This is a genomic window from Flavobacterium sp. CR10 (genome assembly GCF_055814415.1).
This window is the reverse complement of the sequence record NZ_CP185985.1, coordinates 2,524,691-2,547,713: the sequence shown is the minus strand read 5'-3', so window position 1 is coordinate 2,547,713 and position 23,023 is coordinate 2,524,691. Positions and strand designations below refer to the sequence as shown.

Here is a 23,023-nt window from a genome sequence, read left to right as displayed (position 1 = left end):
TTTAAAAGCCAATCTTTGTGGGCACGGATTGCAAATCCGCGCTATCTGGTTCAATTATTTAAAAATAAACAATGACAAAAAAAAGACTTCCAGAAGAGGCTCATTTTATAGCAAATTTTCTTGCTAAATTTAAAGATGCCTATGAAAATTTAGGATATGCTACACAAGTTTCTTTGCATAGAAAAGTTAGTGAAATATTAGATATTGAAAAGGAATCTTCTTTTAAAAGATTACGAGATGAATATGACGGTCTTTATGATAACGACAGAAAGGGTTATCAAAATGTTGACAAAAGAAAGCTTAGAGTAGATTTTAAAAATAAGTTCGAAAACTTGAATCAATTTGATTATACGAAAAAAGTTAAATCATTACTAATAAAATCAGACATTCCACTTTTTTTCAATGACGAAATGAGTGAAGCTGATAAACAATTTGAAGAAGGCAAACTCAGCAAGGTTTATATAAACAAATATGAACGGAATATTAAAGCAAGAAATAAATCTCTTGAAATCCATAATCATACCTGCCAAGTTTGTGGCTATAAAGCATTTGAAAAATATGGAAACATCTCTATTTTAGAAGTTCATCATTCTAAGCCCATTTCTAAAATTAAGAAAACTTATATTGTAAATCCAAAAACTGATTTAAAACCTCTGTGTCCTAATTGTCATAGAGCGATTCATTCAAAAATACCTCCCTTCACAATTGATGAATTAAAAGAAATAATAAAAAAGAATACGCATTAAGCATATTTTCAAAGCGCAAAAGTCTTAAAACTTCTTGCGCTTTTTATATCAAAAAATCACAACTGAGCCTTACACAAATCATCCAACAACTCCATTTCATCTTCTGGCAATAACTGCAAGGCAATTTCAAGCAAAGTCATTACATTGACATTATTGTCTTTTGTAAAACTCGACAAACCGTTTGCATCAGGATTAAGCAAAATAATACTTGCTTTTAGCAAATCTGAAACCATTAGATTTAATTCGTTATAAGAAGATACTTTTAGCGGTATTGTATACGAGTTAATTTCTTTTGGCTCTGGTTTTAGTTTGCTGAAGTAGCTTCCTTTACTTATTAATTCCAACAATTCTTCAGCTCTTTCTTTATTTTGTGCTTGCATTTTTATATAAGATTTAATTTACAATTTTAAACAAATATATAAAAAATCAGTAACATACAACCCCTTTCTTACATTCACTTAAAAACAATCCATTACTTGTAATTTCATTTCTATGAAAAGAGAAAGAAAAAGTGAAATTCCAGAAGTTGTAAAAGATCTAGGAATCAAGATTAAAGATATAATTGAAGAAAATAAATTCAAGCGACGAGAGGTTGCTCATGATGCAGAAATGGATGTTGAAAGTCTAAGAAAATATATTAAAGGTTCGCAAGAAATGAAAGTAAGCACTTTATTTAAGATTGCACAAGCTTTAAAAATTCATCCGAGTGAATTAATTAAGGATTTGTAAGCTGTTTTTATTTAAAAATCATAATACATACGTATATAATAATATTTTAATAAACACAAATATTTTTATGAGAGATAACAAACCTCTTGAATTAGAAGCTTTGAATTTTAGCCAATTCCACGTTTCAGCATATGGTTTCAACTATACCAATCCTAATTATGATCTAGATGGAGGAGATTTTTTTATTTCAGAAGTAATTCAAGCAGATTTACATAAAATAGTACTTTGTCAATCCAAAGGTAGAAATATAACTAAAAATAGTTCTTCTATTGTAATTGAGAAAAAATATGTGAAATCGAATTTTCTTCTTTTCGTTTATCTAAAAAATGATAATTGGGGAAATAATGATGAAAAAATATTTATTTTCAATAAAGATGATATTGAAAAATGGAACTTGAATCCAGACAATAATTATTACTTAGGTATTCCACAAAATTCTCTAGAAATTTCAAAGTTTAAAGATTATTCCCTAAACAAAGCTAATTCTTCAAAAATCAAGAATCTTTTAGATAACATGGAGGGAATTATAGAAATCAAATATAGAACGTTAACAAATCTTCGCGCTCTAGACAGTCTTTTACAATTATGGCAAGATTTAGAAAGCATTCCAGACTATAAACTTACAAGTCAAATTCTTGACGACTTTGATAATTTCCCTTATATCCATCTTGAACAATTTATTTTTTTATTATGCATTGCTATAATTAATGAAGAAAATCTTGAATCTGGAAATTCAATAGATTGGTCTTTCCAATATCTTAAAAATTATCCCGAAATTCCCCTATTAGAAGATACTTCAAATTTTAAGGTTTTAAAAATAATTTCTCCAAACTTTATGGCTACTTATAATAGAACAGCTTTAAAATTTATAGATAATAATGGCGATTATGGTTTTCATTTACAAATTGGTGATTCAGAGGAAAATTTTGACTGCTATATCTTTCGAAGTGGAAAATATTATCTTAAATATAGTACAATTGAGAAAGCTTCAAATTAAATGAAAAATTTCTTCCCCTTGCTAGCGCGAGCGTCCCACTCGTGAACACATTCTACGTAGAAAGTCTATTCTCTCATTCTATCTACTTCTAGTTTTGTCATTTCGAGGAACGAGAAATCTTCGCGAGTAACTCTACAAAGATTGGCGAGTATCCTTTGCGGAATTTCTAGTGTGATTTGCTTCTCCAGTTCGCTATCGCTCGAGTCTCGTTCCTCGAAATGACAATACTTTGTGGTTACAATATGGAAAATTGTTGCGGAGCTACTTGCGGAGATTTCTCGTTCCTCGAAATGACAATATTGGGCAGAGAAACTGGCGAGAAGCAAACTAAAAAAAACCAACCTTCATTAAATCAGTATTTTAGTAAGAATTTTATATATTTGGTCAACCACCAAAAACAAATTTAATATCTAAAACCACTATTAATGAAAGGACTTATCAAAATCGGCCGTTTATTTTACGGTATTGGCATCATTGCTTTGGGAGTGCATCAGCTTGTTATTAAAGATTTTCGATCTGAAATTCTGTCTCCTTTTCCCGCTTGGGCGCATCAATATTCTGTTTTTTCTATCCTTACCGGAATTGTTTTAATATTAGCAGGAATTATTATTTCGGGAATTGTTACCATTAAATTTATCGACACGAGAAAAGTCTGTCTTTATTCAGGATTTGCTTTTCTTGCTGCTTTTGTTGTTTCGCATCTTCCGTTTATTTTCATTTTTAATACCGATAAAACCAACGCTACACAAATTTGGATCAATGCTATTGAAGAACTCACTTATAGCGGCGGAGCGTTTGTATTGGCGGGTTCCTATAGTGCGAACAAAAGCGAAAGCAAATTCGACAAATTTCTAGAAAAACTTATTCCGGTTGGGCGAATTTTATATTCGCTTTTAATGCTTTTGTTTGGTTTAAGCCATTTTCTTTTTGCTGAGTTTGTTTCTACAATGGTTCCGAAATGGTTGCCAGGAACGATGTTTTGGACTTATTTTGTAGGCGTTGCGCTTATTTGTTCGGGCATTTCGATTATTTTCAAACTTTGGATAAAACCTATTTCGCTTCTTTTGGCTTTCATGCTTTTACTTTTTGTACTTTTCTTCCATATTCAAGATGCTGTTACAAATCCAACTGTTGGTGGCGGAAATGAAATTGTACGCGCTATTATCGCTTTACTTTTCTGCGGAATCGCATTGGTAATTGCATTAACAAATGAGTCTAAAAAACAGGTTTTAGCGAGCTGAAATAATTTAAGAAACTAAACTAAAAACCAAACCATGGAAAACTTCGACTGGACTTCTTTCACTAAAAAAATAGCCGTTAAAGCTCCGCTCAGCGACATTTACAATGCTTGGACAATTGCAAACGAACTGGAAAAATGGTTTCTAGAAAAAGTATCTTTTTTTGATGCGAATCTAGAACCAATCAGCAAAGACCAAAATGTTTCGGGAGGAAATACTTATGAATGGCTTTGGTATTTGTATGATGATGCTATGAAAGGAAAAATCACTTCTACCAATGGAAAAGACCAATTGCAGTTTACGTTTGAAGGAACATGTCTCGTAGATATCAAATTGAGTGAAGAAAATGGTTACACGATTGTAGAACTTCGTCATCATAACATTCCGACAGATGATAATTCAAAACAATACATCAGATTGGGCTGTTCCAACGGATGGCATTTTTATTTGACCAATCTGAAATCGGTTTACGAAGGCGGACTGGATTTAAGAAATAAAGATGAGAATCTGAATCCTATGATTAATAATTAATAATGGATTTAATAGAAATTATATCAGGTCGAATAATTCTGGAGTTTTTAGGAGCTTCAGTACGATTTCTTGGTTACAATTTATGGACTCTTTCCAATCACAATGATTTTAGAACATTTTCAAGTTTCTGGTCGCCAAGTGGAAGTAATCAGAAAAAAGATGATAATAGTAATCGTAATCATATGATTGGAGTTCTTTGCTTGGGAGGTTTCGTAATGTTGCTTATTGTTTTTAATACCTAATTCTTCACGCCACAACACATTCCATATTTTTTTCTTCCATAATCTGCATATCGATTATTTTTTGAGCAACGGTTCCTCTTTCAAATAAACGAATGAATTTGAAAACGGCGCTCACAAAATATCCAGGGTTCGAAACCAATCGGGCGATTTCGGTTATTCTCTGATCTCTTAATTGCGTACAGGCTTCTCTTTCGTTTTCTGGAACTGCTACAAATTCGTTGGCAAATTTCCATGCGCCGTTTCTTGCCGTTTCCATGCTGAAATCTATAAAGAAGTTGTCTACTTTGCCCGTAAATTTTAATATCCAAGTAAGTGTTGGCCAAATTTTGATTAAGCATTTTTCGACACCGCCAACCAGATTGCTCAAAATGAAGTTTATTTTATCAAAATCGGCTTTTAAATCTTCGATGTCTTCAACTGTAGAGACTTCTGCCGAGGCAATTCCTAAATCAAGGTTAATATGTGCGTTGATTCCGAGAAGCAAATGCTGCAATACTATTGGCCAGAAGTTTTCGGCTTGTTCAAAAGCAAATGCCCAACATTCAGATGGTTTTTCTTTGGCTTGATATTGATAATACGCTTTCAAGTACCGGTTGGCAAAAATAACATCGAGTTTTTCCATTCGCTCTCCGTTCTGAAAAGATCCAGCCAAAATACCTTCTTTTACTCTTACCGTAACTTCGCGATACAGAATGGCGAACAAACCTAAATTGCTCTGGTCTATTTTTGACTTTTCTATTATCTGATCCAATAACAGAATTACTTCGTCTATAGTTTCTGCTTGTTTCATACTCATTTATAATTGGTTATGATTAAATTGAGAAGAACGAATTTAGTTATTTTAAGCTTTCAATGAACGTTATTTGAAGTAATTCTCTTATTATTTACTTTCTATTATTTCAAAAAAAATCCCAAAAGAAAAACTCTTTTGGGATTGTTACTAAACTTAAATCGAAACGGAATTTTATTTATTCTTCTACTTTCAAAATTTCTAATTTTAGATTTCCTTTTTTAGCAGGCCATTCAATAATATCGCCTTCCTTGTAGCCAATCATTGCAATGCCTTCATCTGAAAGAACCGAAATTTTATTTTTACTGACTTTTGCTTTTTCTGGACCAACAAGAAGAATTGTTTTCTCTTCATTATTGATGTGATCTTTATAAGTCACTTTTCGATCTATTGAAACTACATCCTCAGGCAGATTTTTTCGCAATACCTGCGTAGCGTGTTTTAGTTCGTCTAATAAAAGTTCTTCTTCTTGAGCGGTTACTTTTTTTCTTCTTACGTGATCTTTAATTAAATCGTATGTTCCTGTTGTTAAAATTATATGTTGTGACATGACTTTCTTGTATGCTTCATTCTTTTCATAAACATAACACAACTCTACAGATGACAGCGCGCAAAAACGTACTATTCACCGATATCATATCCTGAATAAAAATGAGATTAAATAAATAAAAACTAAATAGAAAAGAATCCCCTGCCTAGAGTTGTGACAGGGCTAAAGGAATAAACTCTTTTGAACTTTTTAAGAAAGTATCGTCATGCAAATACAACAATGCGCTTATTAAGCACATCAGACAGCTGTTTATTAAATAAAAATTTGCAGTGATCATTATTGTATTTATTCTAATGTTTTGGCAATATACGCCTTTTTCCTACTATAAAAAAATTATAAAATTTGCTAATACGGTTTTACGTAAGTATTTTGGTTTTAAACGATTTATTTTTGATGAAACTCCTAAACACAATGAGACTTCTAATAACTGTACTGCTTTTTCTTTTAAAATTAAACCTTTCTGCACAATCCAATAGTTTGTGGGCGATTATACGCGTTCTCTTTCTAGTGAAAATCATAAAATTGAATATAAACTGACTTTAAATCCAGACGGAACATTTGAGTTTCATTCTTATTCTAATATACAAGGCGGAACTCCGCAAGAAAGCAATAAATACGGAAAAGGAAAATGGAGCGAAAAAAATAATCTGATTACTTTTTCTTCTGATAAAAAAACGGACTTAGACCAAAAATATACTTTAGATTTTACAAATTCTACAGCGAGATTTATAGCTAAAAATCCGAGAGACAAAAGCGATAAAATAGTGAAGACCAAACTTCAGTTTTTAGAATCGGAAATCTTCTGGATGCGAAGAATTGATATTTTTAAATCCTAACATTTAGACTGTCTAGAAAGTATTACTATCTATGAAAAAAATCGTTTTTGCAGTTTTAACCTCTATTACACTAACTTCCTGCTTTGGTTTTCACGATTACGAAATCGAAACTATTGTAGATGATTACGAAGTCCTTTGGGTTGATGCTTACGAATCAAGATCTTTAAAAAAAGGAGAAAACATTATTCCTGCCTTTGTTTTTGCGACTGGATACAATTCGAAATATATCTACTCGAAACAGCATCTGCTTTTAGAAAACTCCAAAGAAAAAATAAACTTAAACGTAACGCATTATTATATCATCGAAAGAACAAAAAGCATTTTTCAGGACAAACCTGTATTTGGGCCATTCAATAAAACTCAATTCGAAAAAAAATGCCACGAACTTTCCATCAAAAAACCTGAATTTAACTTAACTTTCCCAACTGAGTTTTGATTTCAATTTGAAATGGCCATAATAGCATTACAATAAACTTAGAATCTTAGTATCTTAGAACCTTAGCAACTTTTCAGCAAAAAATCCCTATTTTCGCTCTTCAATAAGAAAAGGAAAAAATGAAGGTCTGTATTGCTGAGAAACCAAGTGTAGCACGTGAAATTGCAGCCGTTTTGGGCGCTAATACCAAACATGATGGCTATTATGAAGGCAATGGCTACGCTGTGACCTACACTTTTGGACATTTATGCACCTTAAAAGACCCCAACGATTACAAACCGCATTGGAAAAGTTGGGATCTGAACAATCTGCCTATGCTTCCTGAAAAATTTGAAACCAAAGTCGTTCAGAATTCTGGAATTCAGAAACAGTTTAAAATTATTAAAAGCCTTTTTGAGAAAGCCGAAGTGGTTATAAACTGCGGGGATGCTGGACAAGAAGGAGAACTGATTCAGCGCTGGGTGATGAACGAAGCGCATTATAAAGGCGAAATTCAGCGTTTATGGATTTCATCTCTTACCACAGAAGCAATCAAAGAAGGTTTTGAAAACTTAAAACCATCAGCCAATTACGATAATTTATACTATGCCGGATTTTCTAGAGCTATTGGCGACTGGTTATTGGGCATGAATGCCACACGTTTGTACACTGTAAAACATGGCGGTTACAAACAAGTTTTGTCTATTGGTCGTGTGCAGACGCCAACACTGGCAATGGTTGTAGAGCGTTTTAGAGAAATCGAAAACTTTAAACCTCAGCCGTATTGGGAATTGCAGACTTTGTATAGAGAAACGCTTTTTAGCTATGAAGAAGGCCGTTTTCTAAACAAAGAAGATGGAGAAGTCATAGCCGCAAAAGTTAAAGAAAGTGATTTCGAAATTGTTTCTGTAGATAAAAAGAACGGAAACGAATACGCTCCAAAGCTTTTTGATTTAACAGGTTTACAGGTATATTGCAATCAGAAATTTGGATTTTCGGCAGAAGAAACGTTGAAAATCGCACAGACTTTATACGAGCAGAAAGTCATTACCTATCCAAGAGTTGATACAACTTTTTTACCTGGGGATATTTATCCGAAAGTGCCTGGAATTCTGCAGAAATTAACGAATTATGCAGAACTGACTCAGCCCGTTTTGGAGAAAAAAATCAAAAAATCGCCAAAGGTTTTCAACGATAAAAAAGTAACCGATCACCATGCGATTATTCCAACGGGAATTCAAAACAATCTTCCGTTCAATCAGCAGCAGGTTTATGATATTATTACGAGACGTTTTATTGCCGTTTTTTATGATGATTGTTTGGTTGCCAATACAACCGTAATCGGAAAAGCTGCCGATGTGACTTTTAAAGCAACAGGAAAAGAAATCCTGAAAAAAGGTTTCCGCGTTGTTTTTGAAGATCCAAATGCGAAGGAAAAAGAACCTGATTTATTGCCAAGTTTTACTGTGGGCGAAAAAGGCCCGCATGAACCTTCTTTTCTTCAAAAAGAAACCAAACCGCCCAATCAGTTTACCGAAGCGACTTTACTACGCGCCATGGAAACCGCAGGAAAACAGGTCGACGATGAAGATTTGCGAGAACTGATGAAAGAAAACGGAATCGGACGTCCGTCAACTCGTGCGAATATTATTGAAACACTTTTCAAACGTCAATATATTGTTCGAAATAAAAAACAGGTTTTACCGACTTTAACGGGAATTCAGCTGATTGATACAATTCAAAACGAATTGGTAAAATCGGCTGAACTTACAGGAACTTGGGAAAAACAATTGAAAGATATCGAAAAAGGAACTTTCACCGCTGCAGCGTTTATCAGAAACATGAAACATATGGTGGAAGCTTTGGTATATGAAGTGCGAAGCGAAACCAAACGCGCGAACATTTCTCATGCTGCGACTATTCAGAAACCTGTTGTAAAAACGGAAAAAGAGAAAAAGAAAGCTTCTGGAATTTCGGCAGAAACTTGTCCGAAATGCCAAAAGGGAAATATACTAAAAGGAAAATCGGCTTTTGGATGCAGCGAATATAAATCGGGCTGCGACTTTGTATTGCCTTTTGTTTTTCATGATAAAAAAATTACTGAAAGCCAATATTTAAGATTGGTTCAAAAAGGTTCTACGGTAAATATAAAAGGCTTTAAAACCGATTCTGGAACTGTTGAGGGTTTAATTCGTTTTGAGGAAAACTACAAACTGAAATTAGAGCCAAAGAAAACGGATAAAAAAGCAGAACCAAAAGAAAACTCAGATGCTTTAATGTGTCCGAAATGTAAAAAAGGAACTATCCTAAAAGGCAAAACGGCTTATGGCTGTGCGGAATATAAATCGGGCTGTGATTTTAAAGTCACTTTTGATGAAGTTCGGGCAAAATTAAAAGATCAAAAACCAACTAAGGAATTGGTTTATTCTATTTTGAGTGCAAGTGTTTGATTTTTTTGCCACGAATTGCACGAATTTCCACTAATTATTTTTTGAAAATTATTGTGTCTATATTATTTGTCACAGATTAAAAGGATTTTTTACTCTATGTGTTTTATCAATAATTGCACAAATTTTTTCCCGCAGATTTAGCAGATTTGACAGATTTTTATAATGTAGAGTATAAAATAAATCTACTGAATCTGCTAAATCTGCGTGAGATAAAATCATTTTAATCCTTTTAATCTGTGGCAGATATAACAAAAGAAATTCGCGAAAATTAGTGCAATTCGTGGCAAACATTTTTTTTCATACATTAGTACTATCAAAAACCTAATAAATATGTTTCAGAAAATTACTCTTTTAGCTCTTGTATTAGCCGCAGTTTCTTGCCAGAAAAAAGAAACGGTAGAAAAAGATAAAATCAAAAAAGCCGACTGGTTAATCGGGAATTGGGAAAATAAATCTCCTGAAGGCGTTTTATCTGAAAACTGGCAAAAGTTAAATGACAGTACTTTCAGCGCTTCTTCTTATTACATTAAAGGAAAAGACACTTTGCATTTTGAGACTATTATTTTGGCTCAGCTAGGCGAAACGCTTACTTACAAAGCAACTGTAAAAGGTCAAAATGACGATAAACCAGTTTTCTTCCCCTCTACTTCTGAAACAGAACAAAAATTGGTTTTCGAAAATCCGAAACATGATTATCCTCAAAAAATCACTTATACAAAAGGTGCTAATAATACTTTAACTGCAGAAATTTCTGGAAATTTGAACGGGAAACCGAGTTCGGAGAAGTTTGTGATGACGAAGAAGTAAATTATATAGTTAGGAAGACAAACTATATTTTATAAAATTATAGAAAAAGAAAAATGAAAGGAATATTTTCTTAAATCCAAAGAAAATATAAACATCATTAAATGTAAAGAAATGACCGAAATTGAAATAAAAGAAAAGATTATTGAAATTTTTAAAGAAGAAAGACAAAAGCCAAATGAAAACTTTGAAGAATCTCATTTTCTAGATTTCCTAACATTTCCTCCACATAAAAAAGATAATATAAAAAACTCTTTTAAAGGTGTTAAAAAGTATTACGCTTTTATGAACAGACTAGAACTCGAATTTAGTATTTGCTTTACTCTACCTGATCTTGATAAAATGTACAGCATTGACAAAATTACCAAAAAAGTAATTGAAAGAATTGGGAAAAGACGTGGAAATATTATGATTATAAAGCAACGCACACAACAAAAAGAAACTTATTATATAGAAATCTTTTTTTTCATTTTGGTAATTGCTTCCCTAGCTTTTTGGGGTATCAATTTATTTTCAGTGATCATATCAATTGCTTTCGGATATGCAATTTATTGGATACTTAACTCTAAAATAAAGAGTATAAAACATGACAAGAAATTAAAAGAAAAAATACTTAGTCAGAAACAAAAAGGTTAAATAGCCCATATTAAAAAAACCTCAGAATCTTAGTATCTAAGAACCTCAGCAACTCGAAAAATCACTCATTCTCTCCAATCTTATTCACCATTAAAATCATAAGCACACCTAAAATTGCCATTACCAAAAACGCCCATTTCATACTTAGATATTCAGAAATAAAACCAACCATTGGCGGAACTAGTAAGAATCCTAAATAACCAATTGTAGATATTGAAGTTAGAGCAGAACCTGTACTTAATTTAGATGATCTTCCCGCAATGCTAAACACCAACGGAACTACGCAAGAAACCCCAAATCCGATTAAAACGTAACCGAAAATAGTTGGGTAAGCATACGGCATGATAAAACAAATTCCGAAACCTGCTGTTATTAAGATTCCGCTGTAAAGAAGGATTTTTTTAGTTCCAAATTTCATTACACCATAATCGCCAAAAATACGTCCTAAAGTTACTGCCGAAGCAAAAAACACAAACGCGGCACTGGTTAATTTTGGAGAAGCTTTCAGGATATTTTCGAAATAAATTCCGCTCCAATCGTACATTGTATTTTCGCAAGCCATTGACACAAAACAGATCATGGCAAATTTTATCAGATTTTTTTCTGGCATAGAGAAAAACTTCTTTTTAACCGGAACAGGTTCGTTGTGAATGCTCATCGGATAAAAACAAGCCGTTAGCGCCAACATAAAAATACTCACTCCCAGTAAATGGTGTGATGGTGCAATTTTCTGAGTTACCATTACATAACCCAATCCCGCTCCCGAAAAAACGGCGATACTCCAAACTGCGTGAAAACGTGTAATAATCGATTTTGGATACAATTTCTGCACTTCAAGAGATTGCGCATTAATCGATAAATTGAAAATATTACGAGAAGCGCCAAAGAATAAAAGTATGATTACTAACTGCCAAACAAATGCTGCTAAACCTGGCAAAGACAAAGCAACATTAAACATAACCGCTCCAAGCAACATGATGTAACGACTGCTATATTTATTTAACAGCTTTCCTGTAAATGGCATTGTAAGCATTAAACCGATTGGAAAGGCAAATAAAACAGCTCCGAATTCGGCTTCAGACAACTTTAATTGGGCTTGTATATGTGGGATTCTCGAAACCCAAGAAGAATAGCCAAAGCCTGATAGAAAGAAAAAAACAGTGTTGGCAATACGATATCCTTTGGGCGTATTTTGAATCTTTTTAAAGAATGGTAAAATCATGAAGTCATTTTTCAGACTGCAAAATTAAGGCTTTTTAAACTTTATCCTGCTAAAACATCTGCTAAGAATTTCATTTAATTGCTTCTAAAATCACCATTTAACAATTTCATCAGCAAATGATAAAAATAAAAATTGTTAAAGCTGTTTTTATTTTTACATTTGTACTGTTTTTATTTATTCTAAATAAAATTAATTATAAACCAAATTTAAAATAGTAATGAATTACCTCCGTTTGAAGACTTCACGTTTTCTATTTTCAATCAGTTTTCTATTTTCGTTTTTATCTGCCTTTGCACAAAACCACGGAAAAATTAAAGGAACAATAACAACATCTGATGGCGATGCTGCTGCTGGTGTAAATATTATCCTTAAAAACACTAAATATGGTACCGTTTCTGATGATGACGGCAGTTTTGAATTTAACAGAGTAAAACCTGGCTCCTACAATATACAGGTATCTCTATCGGGCTATGAAACGCTTGAAAGAGAAATAATTGTCACTGAGTATGAAACCATTACCACTAATTTGCAATTAAAAGTTTCTAATAAGGAATTGAATGAAGTTGTAGTAAATGGCAAGAAAAGCAACTTATCAAAAAAGACCGATTATGTTGCCCGAATGCCATTAAAGAACTTGGAAAATCCTCAGGTTTATAATGTTATTCACAAAGAGCTATTACAAGAGCAAATTGCGGTTGACATAAGAAGTGCGGTTCAAAATGCTACGGGCGCAATCTCAAAAATATATCCTTCTGGCGGACTTGAAATTAGTTTTAGAGGATTTAGTACAGGTGTAAACGCTCGAAACGGAATGGAGACTCTTTCTGGACGAAGCTCAATCTCAATTGATAATGCCGAACGAATTGAGGTCTTAAAAGGTCCTTCTGGAACTTTGTTTGGTTCTTCTGTTTCTTCATTTGGAGGAGTTGTAAACCTGGTTACCAAAAAGCCTTTTGAAACTAGCAAAACAGAGATATCTTATACTGGAGGAAGTTTTGGACTACAACGCGTTGCGGTAGATTTTAATATGCCTTTGACTCAGAACAAAAAAGTTTTGTTTAGAATGAACGCTTCGGCCAATACAGAAAATAGCTTCTTAAATTATGGTTTTAATAAAACAGTCTTATTTGCACCGAGCATCATTTATAAAGCGACCGACAGATTAACGTTGAGTTTAGACACAGAAATTTTCAACACCAATAATACTCGTCCTACCTACGGACGTTCTTATGCGGCAGGACTTACCAACCCAACAGATCTAAAAGTAAATTATAGAACGAGCTTATTTGCAGATGATCTTGATGCAAAAACAAGTTCTCCTAAAATATTTGCTCAGGCAGAATATAAACTTTCTGACAACTGGAAATCTACAACATTATTCTCCCTAGTAGACGAGCGTGTTGATCATAGTTATCAATACTACACTTCATGGAAATCGCCAACAGAAGTTCAAAGAATGGTATCGCGTTTTGGGCCAATTCACAATAACTTTACCAATTTTCAAGAAAATATTAATGGTGAGTTTTCAACAGGAAGCATCAAACATAAACTCTTAACAGGCATCAATTACAGATTTACAAAAGCAACATTTAAGTATGCTACCACACAAGTATTAGATGAAATTGATGTAACGGCAGATTTCGAACCAATTCGAAAAAGCGACGTAGATCCAAAATTGAAAGAAATGCAGTTTGGCGTTCCAAATGAAGAGACTTTAAGTGTCTATGCTTCAGATGTAGTCAGTTTTACAGATCGTTTGTCTGTTATGTTAAGTCTTCGTTTGGATAACTTTGTTCAGAAAAAAATAGAAGATACAGACGGATACAATCAGACTGCTTTGTCTCCAAAATTAGGCTTGGTATATGAAGTGGTTAAAGATCAAGTTTCTTTATTTGGAAATTATATGAATGGTTTTCAAAACTCTGGGCCAGTAAATCAGCCAGACGGATCAATATTAATTTTAAAACCAATTTATGCTAATCAATATGAAGGTGGTGTAAAAGTAGAAGCATTCAATAAAAAATTAAGCACAACTCTTAGTTATTACAACATTACAATTGATAATGCAACAAGAACAAATCCTGATGGATATAACATTCAGGATGGAAAACAAGTAAGTAAAGGAATTGATTTTGAACTTATTGCCAATCCAATAAACGGCTTAAACTTGACGACTGGTTATGCTTATAATGACAATCGTATCGTTAAGTCGTCTGACGCTTCCATTGAAGGCAACAAAGCCAGTGGCGCACCAGAAAATGTGGTGAACTTTTGGCTTTCGTATAAATTTCAAAACACATTGAAAAACTTGGGCTTCGGTTTTGGAGGAAATTATGTGGACAAACAATACAAATTTGAAGATGAAAGCTTTTATGCTCCTTCCTACTCTATTTACAGCGCAACTGTATTTTACGATAGACCTGTATGGAGGCTTGGGGTTAAATTCAACAATTTAACCAATACAAAATATTGGGATTCTTACGGAATGGCTCAAACTCCAGCAAACTTCTTAGTAAACCTCACAGTAAGACTTTAGTTTTTTTACTTTGAATATTTCCTAAACCTTGAAATTCGTATAATATGCAATAGATTTTGAGTTTTTATTTTTAATTATTCTAAATAAAACTTATGTTTGTAAAATATCATTCTAATAATTTAAACTTGATCTTATGAAATCAAATACTTTAAAAACACTAAGCATTTTATTTTTAATGCTTTTTGCTGCACCTCAGCTTTTTGCTCATGCACTTTGGATCGAAACTAAAGCAACAGGAACAAAAGGAAAAGCTCAAGAAATTTCTGTTTATTTTGGAGAGTTCTCTGATAACGACATTACAAAAGCTGATAAATGGTTTTCTGATTTAAAAGATTTCTCTTTAGTTGTAATTTCTCCATCAAAAAAAGAGACTAAATTAACTTCTAAAGCTTTAGACAATAAATATCAAGCTTTCTTTACACCAGATGAAGACGGAGTTTACACTATTGTAATGCATCATACCGTAAAAGATGTATATGGTACTATGAAATTAGATTACAACTCTAGTGCAAATGTTGTAGTTGGAAATAAAGCTGCAGGAAATAATATTACTTCTAATACTAATAAAATTGCCGTTTTCTCAGAAAATGCAGATGTAGCCAAAAAAGATACTAAAATTACTGGTGTTGCCTCTTATGACGGAGCAATCGCAAAAGAGGCTAAAATTAAAGTAATTGCTCCAAACGGGTGGGAAAAAGAATTATGGACAAATGATAAAGGAGAATTCTCTTTTACGCCTATATGGTCTGGAAATTATATGGTAGAATATGCTCACACAGATAAATCATCGGGCGAACACAATGGAAAAAAATACGATGAAGTCTGGAAAATGGCCACTTATCATATTGCAATAAAATAATTAAACTTCATTCTTTAGTTTTTAATTTCAATTAAAAAAACCTTGCTAGACGGCAAGGTTTTTTTGTTGTTATTTATACTAAATTAAAATAAAATTATAAAATTCTTAAGCAAATCTTAAGATAAAAATAATAAAATTTTAAGAAAGAAAAATGTCTCATAATTTTCTGTTAAAGAGTCTGTGTCTTTATATTTGCAATCGATAATTTTTATTGAATCTAAATAAATACCATGAAATATAATTTACTATTTGCATTAGGATTATTAAGTTTTGTCTCTTACGGCCAAGATTATTCAAGCAATGAAACTACTTCATCTGTTACTGATACTGTAAAAAATAAAAAAGGAGAAATTCTAAACGAGGTTGTGGTTACCAAAACAAAAGAACCAAAACCTGTAACAGCAGTTCGTTCTGGCTTAAAACCGATGGATAATCCTCAAAGCATTCAAGTAATTGGTTCTGAAATCATCGAACAGCAGCAAGCTATCAGATTAAGCGAAGTTCTTAAAAATGCCAATGGTGTTTATGTAAGTTCTGCTCGTGGTGGTGCGCAAGAATCTTTCTTTTCAAGAGGTTATGACATGTCTGCAAATAACATGTTTAAAAACGGATTCCGTTACAATTCAGGCTCAATTCCAGATGTTTCGGGTTTAGATAAAGTAGAGTTCTTAAAAGGGGGTTCAGCTTTATTATTCGGAAACGTCGCGCCCGGAGGTATTGTTAACTTAGTAACCAAAACTCCTCAATTTAAAAGTGGTGGAGAAATCTCAATGCAGATAGGAAGTTATGCATATTACAAACCAGCATTTGATTTTTATGGAGGACTAAATAAATCAATTGCATTTAGAATTAATGGTTCTTACGAGAATTCAGAAAGCTTTAGAGATGTGGTAAAAAATGAACGTTTGTACATTAATCCGTCTTTGCTTTTTATTATTAATCCAAAAACTCAAATCACAGTTCAAGGAGATTATTTAACTGCAGATTGGACACCTGATTTCGGAACTGGAATTATCGGAAAAGAAATTTTAGACTTGCCTCGTAATGCTTTCTACGGAGCGCTTTGGTCAAATGGTACAACGAAATCTTCTAGTGCTTCTATATTATTAAATCACGATTTCAATAAAAATTGGAAACTGAACTTCAATAGTTCTTATCAAACATACAATAGAACACAAAAATCTACAGCTCAACTATCAAATTTAGATGACACTAAAACATATCCAATTCCAGGTTACTGGAATAGAGGACTAACTCAGGGGCAAAACTTAGAGCAAATTTTAGGAGATCAATTAAGTCTTCAGGGGAACTTTAATACTGGATCTGTAAAACATCAAATTTTTACTGGTGTAGACTGGGAAAATTCGTTTGCAACTGCTTATACTTACGCTTTTAATGAGAAATATTTAGTAACTAGCAGAAATCCTGACGGTACTCCAAAAACATACGATCCAAGTATTTATGACACTATTTATCTCTATGATTTTGATCCGTCAACACAACGAAATGACATTCCGAATGCAAGAGCTACTCAAATTACAAAAACAGACACAAATCGTTTTGGAGTTTATTTTCAAGATTTCATTTCAATTACAGATAAATTCAAAGTATTGGCAGGTTTAAGATGGTCTTGGCAAGAAGCTGAAGTTAGCACTTATAAAGAAACTAAAACTGGTGCTGGAAATCCAGAAGATGCAGTTCCAACAGTTACTCCAAAACGTTTAGATAATGCATTTTCTCCTAAAGCAGGATTAGTGTATCAGCCAACAAAAGATATTTCAGTATTTGGAAGCTATTCAACTTCTTTTACACCAAATACAGGAACAACTGTTGACTTACAACCTCTTGAAGCTTCTATTATTGATCAATATGAAGTTGGAGTAAAAACAGATTTCTTTAAAGGTTTATTGAGCACAAATGTTACGGTTTACCAAATTACTAATAGCAATTTTGCACAAATGGCACCGTATAAAGCAGATGGAAGCGAAAATAATGATAGCACCATCAAACTTTTAAGTGGAGAAACAAAAAGCAAAGGAGTTGAAGTTGATGTTACCGCAAGACCTGTTGAAGGCTTAAGTATTATTGCAGGATATAGCTATAATGATATGCGTTACACTAAAACTTCAGGATTAAACGGAAGTTTTATTGAAGGTGACCGTGTAGCAAGAACGCCATCAAACACAGCAAATTTAAGTTTCTTTTATACTTTGCAAGAAGGATTCTTTAAAGGCGTTTCTGTTGGTGCAATAGGAAATTATATTGGAGACAGAATTGGAGGATGGAACAACCAATATGATTCTAAAAGACCAGATGGAATCTGGCACAGAGAAATTCCATTAGAAGGTTATGTTACAATTGATGCATCTGTTGGGTATACTTGGAGAAAATGGTCTGTACTTTGCAAATTATCAAACATTACAAACGAATTAAACTATACTGTTCACGAAAACTATAGTGTGAACCCAATTGCTCCTCGTCAGGTTATGACAAGTTTGCGATACAAGTTCTAAAATATTGAATTAGATGTTTTTTTGATTTATCCCAAGATTTTCTGAAAAGAGAAAATCTTGGGATTTTTATTTTAAGCTAATATTGATTCAAATTAACATACTTTTGTTAAAATTATAATCCTTTACACAAAATCTAAATGTCAGATTCTAAGCAAAACCAATTAAAGAAAACTTTAGGCCTTAGTTTTAATATTGCCGTATTAATTGGCGGAACAATTGGAGTCGGAATTTTACGAACACCAGGTTCTATTGCGGAATTACTAAATAATTACTGGCTTATTCTAGCTTCATGGCTTTTTGGAGGTTTATATGTTTTATTAGGCGCAAATTCTTATTCTGAACTCGCTACAATGCTACCAAAAGCTGGTGGATCTTACAATTACATCAAAAGAGCTTTAGGCGAATATGCAGGATTTCTTTCTGGCTGGTACGATTATATTGTCAATGCTATTCCGCCAGCATTTTACTGCATTGTAATTAGCGAATATACTATTATTTTATTTCCTGGACTTGCTCCCTACTCTACAGTAATTTCTATTTCCATTTTAGTCGCTTTTGTTTTACTGCACTTAAGCGGAGTAAAAAACGGAAGTGTAATTCAGCAGATTACCAGTTTATTAAAAGTGATTTGTTTTGTCGCTTTGGTTGTTGCTTGTTTTATGTATTCTGGGGTTGAAGTTCCAAAAATCGAAACCGATAGTTCAATCTTTCAAATCGGACTTCTTTTTGGCTTTTTCAAATCATTACAGCTTATAATTGGAACTTATAATGGTTGGAATGCCGTTTGCTTTTTTGCCGAGGAAAATGATGATCCAAGCAAAAATATTCCGAAATCATTATATAGTGGAGTTCTGCTTGTTGTTGCAATCTATATTTTAGTAAATGCCGCTTTTTTTCATGTATTGCCAATAGAAACTTTAGCCAAATCAAATCTTGCTGCAGCCGATGTTGCTAAAATTCTTTTCGGAGAAAATGGAGCCAAAATTGTAACCGTAATTTCTATTTTTTCTTTAATCAGTATTTTAAATGCTTTTATGATGATTCCGCCAAGAATTCTTTACGGATTAAGCCGTGACGGATTTTTTATCAAACAGGGAATACAAGTCAATAAAGGCGGAACACCAATTGTAGCACTTTTGGTTTCGTCATTTTTTAGTTTATTTTTAATCTGTATTGGTTCGTTTGAAGTGCTATTTTCTTTCGCCGCTTTTATCTCCATAATAGTTTGGGGATTGGCCTATTATTCGCTTTTAAAACTAAGAACTTCTGAACCAGATTTACCAAGACCTTATCGCTCTTTTTGGTACCCTTGGACCACTATTATAGCGATCATTTTTTCTATCGCATTACTTGCAGGATTTGTTTACAGCGATCCTAAAAGTTTTATTATAATTGTTGGAATTGCAATTGTTTCATATCCTTTGTTTTTGGTTTTGAAGATGAAAAAATAATACGCCTTTTGTCATTCCGAGGAACGAGGAATCACACATGAAACTCTATATCTAAATTCTACAATCTTTGTCGATTTCCGAGTGCGATTCCTCGTTCCTCGGAATGACAAACGGTACATTAAAACAAAAAACCAATAGATCTTTTGAAACCTGTCGGGTTTAATTATCTCCTCGCTTTAAAATATTCTTCTAAATTTTCGCAACCTGACAAATCCGAGCTATATTCTGGAAATTCTTTATCAACCCTTTTCGAAATCGTATATTGATTCTTTTCAGCATAATCCATCATTCTTAAGCAAAGTGCCTTAAATTGTTTTGTCTTTGCGTATTGGTAAGCTAATTTATAATTTTCAACGGCCTTAATTCTATTTCTGTATTCAATTTCGTCAATAAAAGATTCGTTTTTATAATCGGCATAATACGATACACTGCCATAGCGTCGCATCATCCATGAATTACCATAGTCGGTCATATTATAATAACAGTTTCCAAGAAGAAAACAATAATAATCCCGATCTTTTGTATTAGAATTATTTGCCAGATTCGTGTATTTAATCAAATGTTCTGTAACAGAAAGTTTTGTTACTAAATACTTTTCTGTATGTTTAATAAAACTTTTTGTATGTTTAAAATCATAAAAGGGATTTTGATCAAAAAGATGATATTCACTGTATTTTCCTCTTTCCCATGCATTATAATTATCTTCCCAATATTTTTCAGGAAGGCTTTTAAACGTTATTAAAGCTTTACCTAATTGATCTTCTCTTATATATTTTGTTCCCAACAAATCTTTAAGATAATCTTTGTCTTTAATTAGTTGAGCGTAAATCTGGATTTGAAAATTAGTTTTATTCCCTTCTTCTATTTTATCACCAATTTTTTGTAAATCTTTTGCTGAATAGACAAAATCCAAATAATCAAAATAAGTGTAAAAAACTTCTAAATTCCCAGATGTCTTAATTCTATTAGAGCGCCATTCAACATTATCATAATCAAAACCATAATCCAACTTATTGCTCATTAAAGAAATCAAAGCCAAACCGTCGGCAATATTACCTCTAAATTCTAACTCACGTCCTAAAGCAAAAATAAAACGTTCGTCATTTCTATATTTTAAAATAATAGTCTCAATCTCAGGTTTTATAACAGCTTTTCCATTTTCCTGATTTGAAGTAATACAAAGCGCTTTTATTTTCTCAATTTCTTCAGTTATTTTTTCATTAGGATATTCTTTTTCAAAAGACTCAATTCTTTTTAAACAATTAGAGTAATCTCTGGTTATAAATTGCAAATTAATCTGAGCAGCTTTCCAAACAATAGGATTTTGCATTCTATTTATCTCAATCGAATTTATAAAATTTAAAACCTCTCTAGCATATAATCGATTATTTTCAGAACGTTTCTCTAATGTCTGTGTAGTGATTTTATCCTTTCCAAACCAACTAGCTTGTATTGAAAACTCAACTGATGGAAGATAATTAGAATAATATGGAGTATATACCCAATCTTCAATTTTATTAATTTCTCTCAAAAGAAGAAAATCGAGAATTTCAGACTTTGGTTTGTTTTTATTAATTTCTTGCAAATAGTCTAGATTTTTATCTACTTTTTGCATGGAAGCATAGGCATAAACATTGGCGATTTCTTCTTTGCTTTTTGCATATTTTAAAGCTTCACCAATTTTAAATTCGTTATGAAAAAAATAATAGCTTGCGTATCTTTTCTCAGCCGAATTTGCCATCAAATTAACAACATTAATTATCTTTTCTGGATCGGAACTTCGCATTGTGTAAAAAAACAAACTCCAATAATAGAGATAGTCTTTTTGTTTGGCATTAAAATTAGATTCAAAAATAGATTCTAGTTTATCTATTTCAAATGAATAGTAAGCGAGTCGAATTGCTAAAAAAGCATATTTACGCTTGAAATATATATTTTTCTCTTTTTTAATTTTTTGAATTACCTCATCAAGTAGTACACTTTTTTGATTATCATTTGAAAATTGATTTCTTTCCCAAGGATCATCTTCGTTTGTATTTAATTCAATCTTTTTAGCAGTTTTTAAATATACAATAGCATCTTTTTTATTCTGCTTATATAAATACTGAATAAATTCATTATTACTTTCCCGATTTATATCTGTAAATGATAAATTAAAATTAAAGTCTTCTATCGCTTGAATCGAAACCTTTTTATTTGCATAATTATACCAATCTAAGATATTTGCATCTGGAGTTTTATTACTGTCGTATTCATCATAATTAAATCCCCATAAATCGGCATTATAATAAAATGCACGATATGCAGAAAAACTGAAATATTCAGGTTTAAGAATAGAATAACGTATATCTTCACCATATGGACTATATCCACATGCGTTAATTGTGCAAAAACTACTTACTAAAAGAACTGTAAAAACTAGAAACTTCTTCATTGCTATATTTTTTAAAAGTACTTTCGTCTAAATGAAATAATGAAATTGTAGTGTTTTTATCTAACTCAACATTCTTTTTTATGATAGAAATTGCTTCAGTAAGTTTTTTCGAATCTACCTCTTCACACTTAATCTGATCTCCAATCTGAAAATAATTCTCATAATTATACGTAGTATCTTTTGTTACTTCGTACCACATCGGCTTAACTTCATGAGTAAATGTTTTAAAATCAGCTGAATTTATATTAAGCAAACCTCTAAAACGATCGTTCTGATACCATTGCGTCCAATAAAAAACAGGTAATGCTATGTCTAAATGCACAGGATAACTCCTTCTTTTATCTAAATATGATCTTAATTCATCCAGATCTAAAATCGAGTTTTTGTTTTTATTAGTTAACGGTTTTATTAAATTATAACACATCAGCATTGCTTTATCAACTGGCGGAACTCCCATAATATCGGGATATTTATACGGATAAAGCCGAAGTGTACAACTTACTTGTTTTTTAGAGAGTTCTTTAATTTTTTTCAACAAATAAAAATATTTGTCTTTAGTCGACTTTGTCCAATCGCAATCAATTTGAATCTCAGAATATTCAAAAATTATTTTATCCTCATTATAATTAGAGTATTTATGGTATTTATCGATAAGAAATACAATATTATCTGCAAGTTTATCAAGTGATTTTTCACTATTGTATTGAAAGATTTCATTTCTTATAAAAACCGTTGGGACAACATTTACAGAATCCAAATCACGAAATGTGTATTCAGAAGGAGAATTTTTTTGATATGGAAAATTTCCCATTGCTTCATTATAATCTACCTCAAATAGTTTATAATATATTTTTTTTACTTTTAATTTATTCACAGAACGTTCCAATTCATTATCAAAATAGGAATTCCCTTTCCAGTAATAAAACGCTCTTTCGACATTTTCTACCTTGCTTTCTTTATTAGAACATGACCAAAATAGTATTGAAATAAAGATAAATATGATGCATTTTTTCATTATGGGAGATAATTTAAATTGAAGAGTAA

The 23,023-nt window shown here is 32.2% G+C and carries 21 protein-coding genes; 15 read left to right on the top strand and 6 right to left on the bottom strand.

The genetic code is table 11. The features are described from left to right. Positions 1-71 precede the first annotated feature (71 nt). Positions 72-746 carry an HNH endonuclease gene (locus ACNRYB_RS11325; protein ID WP_473730121.1) on the top strand — a complete coding sequence of 225 codons (675 nt, stop codon included), beginning with the start codon at positions 72-74 and terminating at the stop codon, positions 744-746. A 56-nt stretch (positions 747-802) separates the two neighbouring features. Here the strand turns inward: ACNRYB_RS11325 and ACNRYB_RS11320 are convergent, their stop codons facing one another. Next, positions 803-1,126 (bottom strand): hypothetical protein, encoded by a 324-nt coding sequence (locus ACNRYB_RS11320; RefSeq protein ID WP_473730120.1) that lies wholly within the window; start codon positions 1,124-1,126, stop codon positions 803-805. A gap of 112 nt (positions 1,127-1,238) precedes the next feature. Between ACNRYB_RS11320 and ACNRYB_RS11315 the strand changes: the two genes are divergently transcribed. The 5 genes from ACNRYB_RS11315 (at position 1,239) to ACNRYB_RS11295 (ending at position 4,483) form a co-directional block, all read left to right on the top strand. Beyond that, complete coding sequence (locus ACNRYB_RS11315; protein ID WP_250349255.1) at positions 1,239-1,475, top strand: helix-turn-helix domain-containing protein; 237 nt, start codon at positions 1,239-1,241, stop codon at positions 1,473-1,475. A gap of 67 nt (positions 1,476-1,542) precedes the next feature. Continuing rightward, the gene (locus tag ACNRYB_RS11310) at positions 1,543-2,472 is read left to right on the top strand and encodes a hypothetical protein (protein WP_473730119.1); all 930 of its coding nucleotides are present in this window, start codon (positions 1,543-1,545) and stop codon (positions 2,470-2,472) included. A 425-nt stretch (positions 2,473-2,897) separates the two neighbouring features. Next, positions 2,898-3,713 carry a DoxX family membrane protein gene (locus tag ACNRYB_RS11305; RefSeq protein ID WP_473730118.1) on the top strand — a complete coding sequence of 272 codons (816 nt, stop codon included), beginning with the start codon at positions 2,898-2,900 and terminating at the stop codon, positions 3,711-3,713. Positions 3,714-3,746: 33 nt separating this feature from the next. Continuing rightward, on the top strand, positions 3,747-4,241 hold the full coding sequence (locus ACNRYB_RS11300; RefSeq protein ID WP_473730117.1) for an SRPBCC family protein: 495 nt from the start codon (positions 3,747-3,749) through the stop codon (positions 4,239-4,241). A 2-nt stretch (positions 4,242-4,243) separates the two neighbouring features. Further along, a complete protein-coding gene (locus tag ACNRYB_RS11295) occupies positions 4,244-4,483 on the top strand; it encodes a hypothetical protein (RefSeq protein ID WP_129747350.1) in 240 nt (79 codons plus the stop codon). A 4-nt stretch (positions 4,484-4,487) separates the two neighbouring features. Here the strand turns inward: ACNRYB_RS11295 and ACNRYB_RS11290 are convergent, their stop codons facing one another. Then, the gene (locus tag ACNRYB_RS11290) at positions 4,488-5,273 is read right to left on the bottom strand and encodes a DUF5995 family protein (RefSeq protein WP_242502544.1); all 786 of its coding nucleotides are present in this window, start codon (positions 5,271-5,273) and stop codon (positions 4,488-4,490) included. A 178-nt stretch (positions 5,274-5,451) separates the two neighbouring features. Continuing rightward, complete coding sequence (locus ACNRYB_RS11285; RefSeq protein ID WP_473730116.1) at positions 5,452-5,823, bottom strand: GreA/GreB family elongation factor; 372 nt, start codon at positions 5,821-5,823, stop codon at positions 5,452-5,454. 479 nt (positions 5,824-6,302) lie between these two features. On the opposite strand from ACNRYB_RS11285, the gene ACNRYB_RS11280 reads away from it, so the two are divergent. The 5 genes from ACNRYB_RS11280 (at position 6,303) to ACNRYB_RS11260 (ending at position 10,964) form a co-directional block, all read left to right on the top strand. Further along, the gene (locus tag ACNRYB_RS11280; RefSeq protein ID WP_473730115.1) at positions 6,303-6,659 is read left to right on the top strand and encodes a copper resistance protein NlpE N-terminal domain-containing protein; all 357 of its coding nucleotides are present in this window, start codon (positions 6,303-6,305) and stop codon (positions 6,657-6,659) included. 31 nt (positions 6,660-6,690) lie between these two features. Further along, a complete protein-coding gene (locus ACNRYB_RS11275) occupies positions 6,691-7,095 on the top strand; it encodes a DUF3997 domain-containing protein (RefSeq protein ID WP_473730114.1) in 405 nt (134 codons plus the stop codon). A 119-nt stretch (positions 7,096-7,214) separates the two neighbouring features. Continuing rightward, positions 7,215-9,524 (top strand): type IA DNA topoisomerase, encoded by a 2,310-nt coding sequence (locus ACNRYB_RS11270; protein WP_473730113.1) that lies wholly within the window; start codon positions 7,215-7,217, stop codon positions 9,522-9,524. Positions 9,525-9,854: 330 nt separating this feature from the next. Continuing rightward, positions 9,855-10,331, top strand: coding sequence for a DUF6265 family protein (locus ACNRYB_RS11265; RefSeq protein ID WP_129747344.1), 477 nt, complete (start codon positions 9,855-9,857; stop codon positions 10,329-10,331). 111 nt (positions 10,332-10,442) lie between these two features. After that, positions 10,443-10,964, top strand: a complete 522-nt coding sequence (locus tag ACNRYB_RS11260) for a hypothetical protein (protein ID WP_129747343.1) — start codon at positions 10,443-10,445, stop codon at positions 10,962-10,964. A 61-nt stretch (positions 10,965-11,025) separates the two neighbouring features. Here the strand turns inward: ACNRYB_RS11260 and ACNRYB_RS11255 are convergent, their stop codons facing one another. Beyond that, entirely contained in the window at positions 11,026-12,186 is a 1,161-nt protein-coding gene (locus ACNRYB_RS11255; protein ID WP_129747342.1) for an MFS transporter, read from the bottom strand. A 217-nt stretch (positions 12,187-12,403) separates the two neighbouring features. On the opposite strand from ACNRYB_RS11255, the gene ACNRYB_RS11250 reads away from it, so the two are divergent. The 4 genes from ACNRYB_RS11250 to ACNRYB_RS11235 all read left to right on the top strand — a co-directional run bounded on the left by ACNRYB_RS11250 (position 12,404) and on the right by ACNRYB_RS11235 (position 19,545). Further along, a complete protein-coding gene (locus tag ACNRYB_RS11250; protein ID WP_473730112.1) occupies positions 12,404-14,722 on the top strand; it encodes a TonB-dependent siderophore receptor in 2,319 nt (772 codons plus the stop codon). Positions 14,723-14,855: 133 nt separating this feature from the next. After that, positions 14,856-15,581 (top strand): DUF4198 domain-containing protein, encoded by a 726-nt coding sequence (locus ACNRYB_RS11245; RefSeq protein ID WP_473730111.1) that lies wholly within the window; start codon positions 14,856-14,858, stop codon positions 15,579-15,581. 230 nt (positions 15,582-15,811) lie between these two features. Next, entirely contained in the window at positions 15,812-18,094 is a 2,283-nt protein-coding gene (locus tag ACNRYB_RS11240; protein ID WP_473730110.1) for a TonB-dependent siderophore receptor, read from the top strand. A gap of 137 nt (positions 18,095-18,231) precedes the next feature. Further along, the gene (locus tag ACNRYB_RS11235; protein ID WP_473730109.1) at positions 18,232-19,545 is read left to right on the top strand and encodes an APC family permease; all 1,314 of its coding nucleotides are present in this window, start codon (positions 18,232-18,234) and stop codon (positions 19,543-19,545) included. A 163-nt stretch (positions 19,546-19,708) separates the two neighbouring features. On the opposite strand, the gene ACNRYB_RS11230 is transcribed toward ACNRYB_RS11235, so the two are convergent. Continuing rightward, on the bottom strand, positions 19,709-21,979 hold the full coding sequence (locus tag ACNRYB_RS11230) for a hypothetical protein (protein ID WP_473730108.1): 2,271 nt from the start codon (positions 21,977-21,979) through the stop codon (positions 19,709-19,711). Then, a complete protein-coding gene (locus tag ACNRYB_RS11225; protein WP_263525194.1) occupies positions 21,939-22,994 on the bottom strand; it encodes a hypothetical protein in 1,056 nt (351 codons plus the stop codon). Before ACNRYB_RS11225 ends, ACNRYB_RS11230 begins: the two co-directional genes overlap by 41 nt. Positions 22,995-23,023: the final 29 nt, after the last annotated feature.

What these genes read in the sequence shown, in the direction of transcription:
- ACNRYB_RS11325 (WP_473730121.1), top strand. Translation starts at nt 72, where the DNA reads ATGACAAAAAAAAGACTTCCAGAAGAGGCTCATTTTATAGCAAATTTT.
- ACNRYB_RS11320 (WP_473730120.1), bottom strand. Translation starts at nt 1,126, where the DNA reads ATGCAAGCACAAAATAAAGAAAGAGCTGAAGAATTGTTGGAATTAATA.
- ACNRYB_RS11315 (WP_250349255.1), top strand. Translation starts at nt 1,239, where the DNA reads ATGAAAAGAGAAAGAAAAAGTGAAATTCCAGAAGTTGTAAAAGATCTA.
- ACNRYB_RS11310 (WP_473730119.1), top strand. Translation starts at nt 1,543, where the DNA reads ATGAGAGATAACAAACCTCTTGAATTAGAAGCTTTGAATTTTAGCCAA.
- ACNRYB_RS11305 (WP_473730118.1), top strand. Translation starts at nt 2,898, where the DNA reads ATGAAAGGACTTATCAAAATCGGCCGTTTATTTTACGGTATTGGCATC.
- ACNRYB_RS11300 (WP_473730117.1), top strand. Translation starts at nt 3,747, where the DNA reads ATGGAAAACTTCGACTGGACTTCTTTCACTAAAAAAATAGCCGTTAAA.
- ACNRYB_RS11295 (WP_129747350.1), top strand. Translation starts at nt 4,244, where the DNA reads ATGGATTTAATAGAAATTATATCAGGTCGAATAATTCTGGAGTTTTTA.
- ACNRYB_RS11290 (WP_242502544.1), bottom strand. Translation starts at nt 5,273, where the DNA reads ATGAAACAAGCAGAAACTATAGACGAAGTAATTCTGTTATTGGATCAG.
- ACNRYB_RS11285 (WP_473730116.1), bottom strand. Translation starts at nt 5,823, where the DNA reads ATGTCACAACATATAATTTTAACAACAGGAACATACGATTTAATTAAA.
- ACNRYB_RS11275 (WP_473730114.1), top strand. Translation starts at nt 6,691, where the DNA reads ATGAAAAAAATCGTTTTTGCAGTTTTAACCTCTATTACACTAACTTCC.
- ACNRYB_RS11270 (WP_473730113.1), top strand. Translation starts at nt 7,215, where the DNA reads ATGAAGGTCTGTATTGCTGAGAAACCAAGTGTAGCACGTGAAATTGCA.
- ACNRYB_RS11265 (WP_129747344.1), top strand. Translation starts at nt 9,855, where the DNA reads ATGTTTCAGAAAATTACTCTTTTAGCTCTTGTATTAGCCGCAGTTTCT.
- ACNRYB_RS11260 (WP_129747343.1), top strand. Translation starts at nt 10,443, where the DNA reads ATGACCGAAATTGAAATAAAAGAAAAGATTATTGAAATTTTTAAAGAA.
- ACNRYB_RS11255 (WP_129747342.1), bottom strand. Translation starts at nt 12,186, where the DNA reads ATGATTTTACCATTCTTTAAAAAGATTCAAAATACGCCCAAAGGATAT.
- ACNRYB_RS11250 (WP_473730112.1), top strand. Translation starts at nt 12,404, where the DNA reads ATGAATTACCTCCGTTTGAAGACTTCACGTTTTCTATTTTCAATCAGT.
- ACNRYB_RS11245 (WP_473730111.1), top strand. Translation starts at nt 14,856, where the DNA reads ATGAAATCAAATACTTTAAAAACACTAAGCATTTTATTTTTAATGCTT.
- ACNRYB_RS11240 (WP_473730110.1), top strand. Translation starts at nt 15,812, where the DNA reads ATGAAATATAATTTACTATTTGCATTAGGATTATTAAGTTTTGTCTCT.
- ACNRYB_RS11235 (WP_473730109.1), top strand. Translation starts at nt 18,232, where the DNA reads ATGTCAGATTCTAAGCAAAACCAATTAAAGAAAACTTTAGGCCTTAGT.
- ACNRYB_RS11230 (WP_473730108.1), bottom strand. Translation starts at nt 21,979, where the DNA reads ATGAAGAAGTTTCTAGTTTTTACAGTTCTTTTAGTAAGTAGTTTTTGC.
- ACNRYB_RS11225 (WP_263525194.1), bottom strand. Translation starts at nt 22,994, where the DNA reads ATGAAAAAATGCATCATATTTATCTTTATTTCAATACTATTTTGGTCA.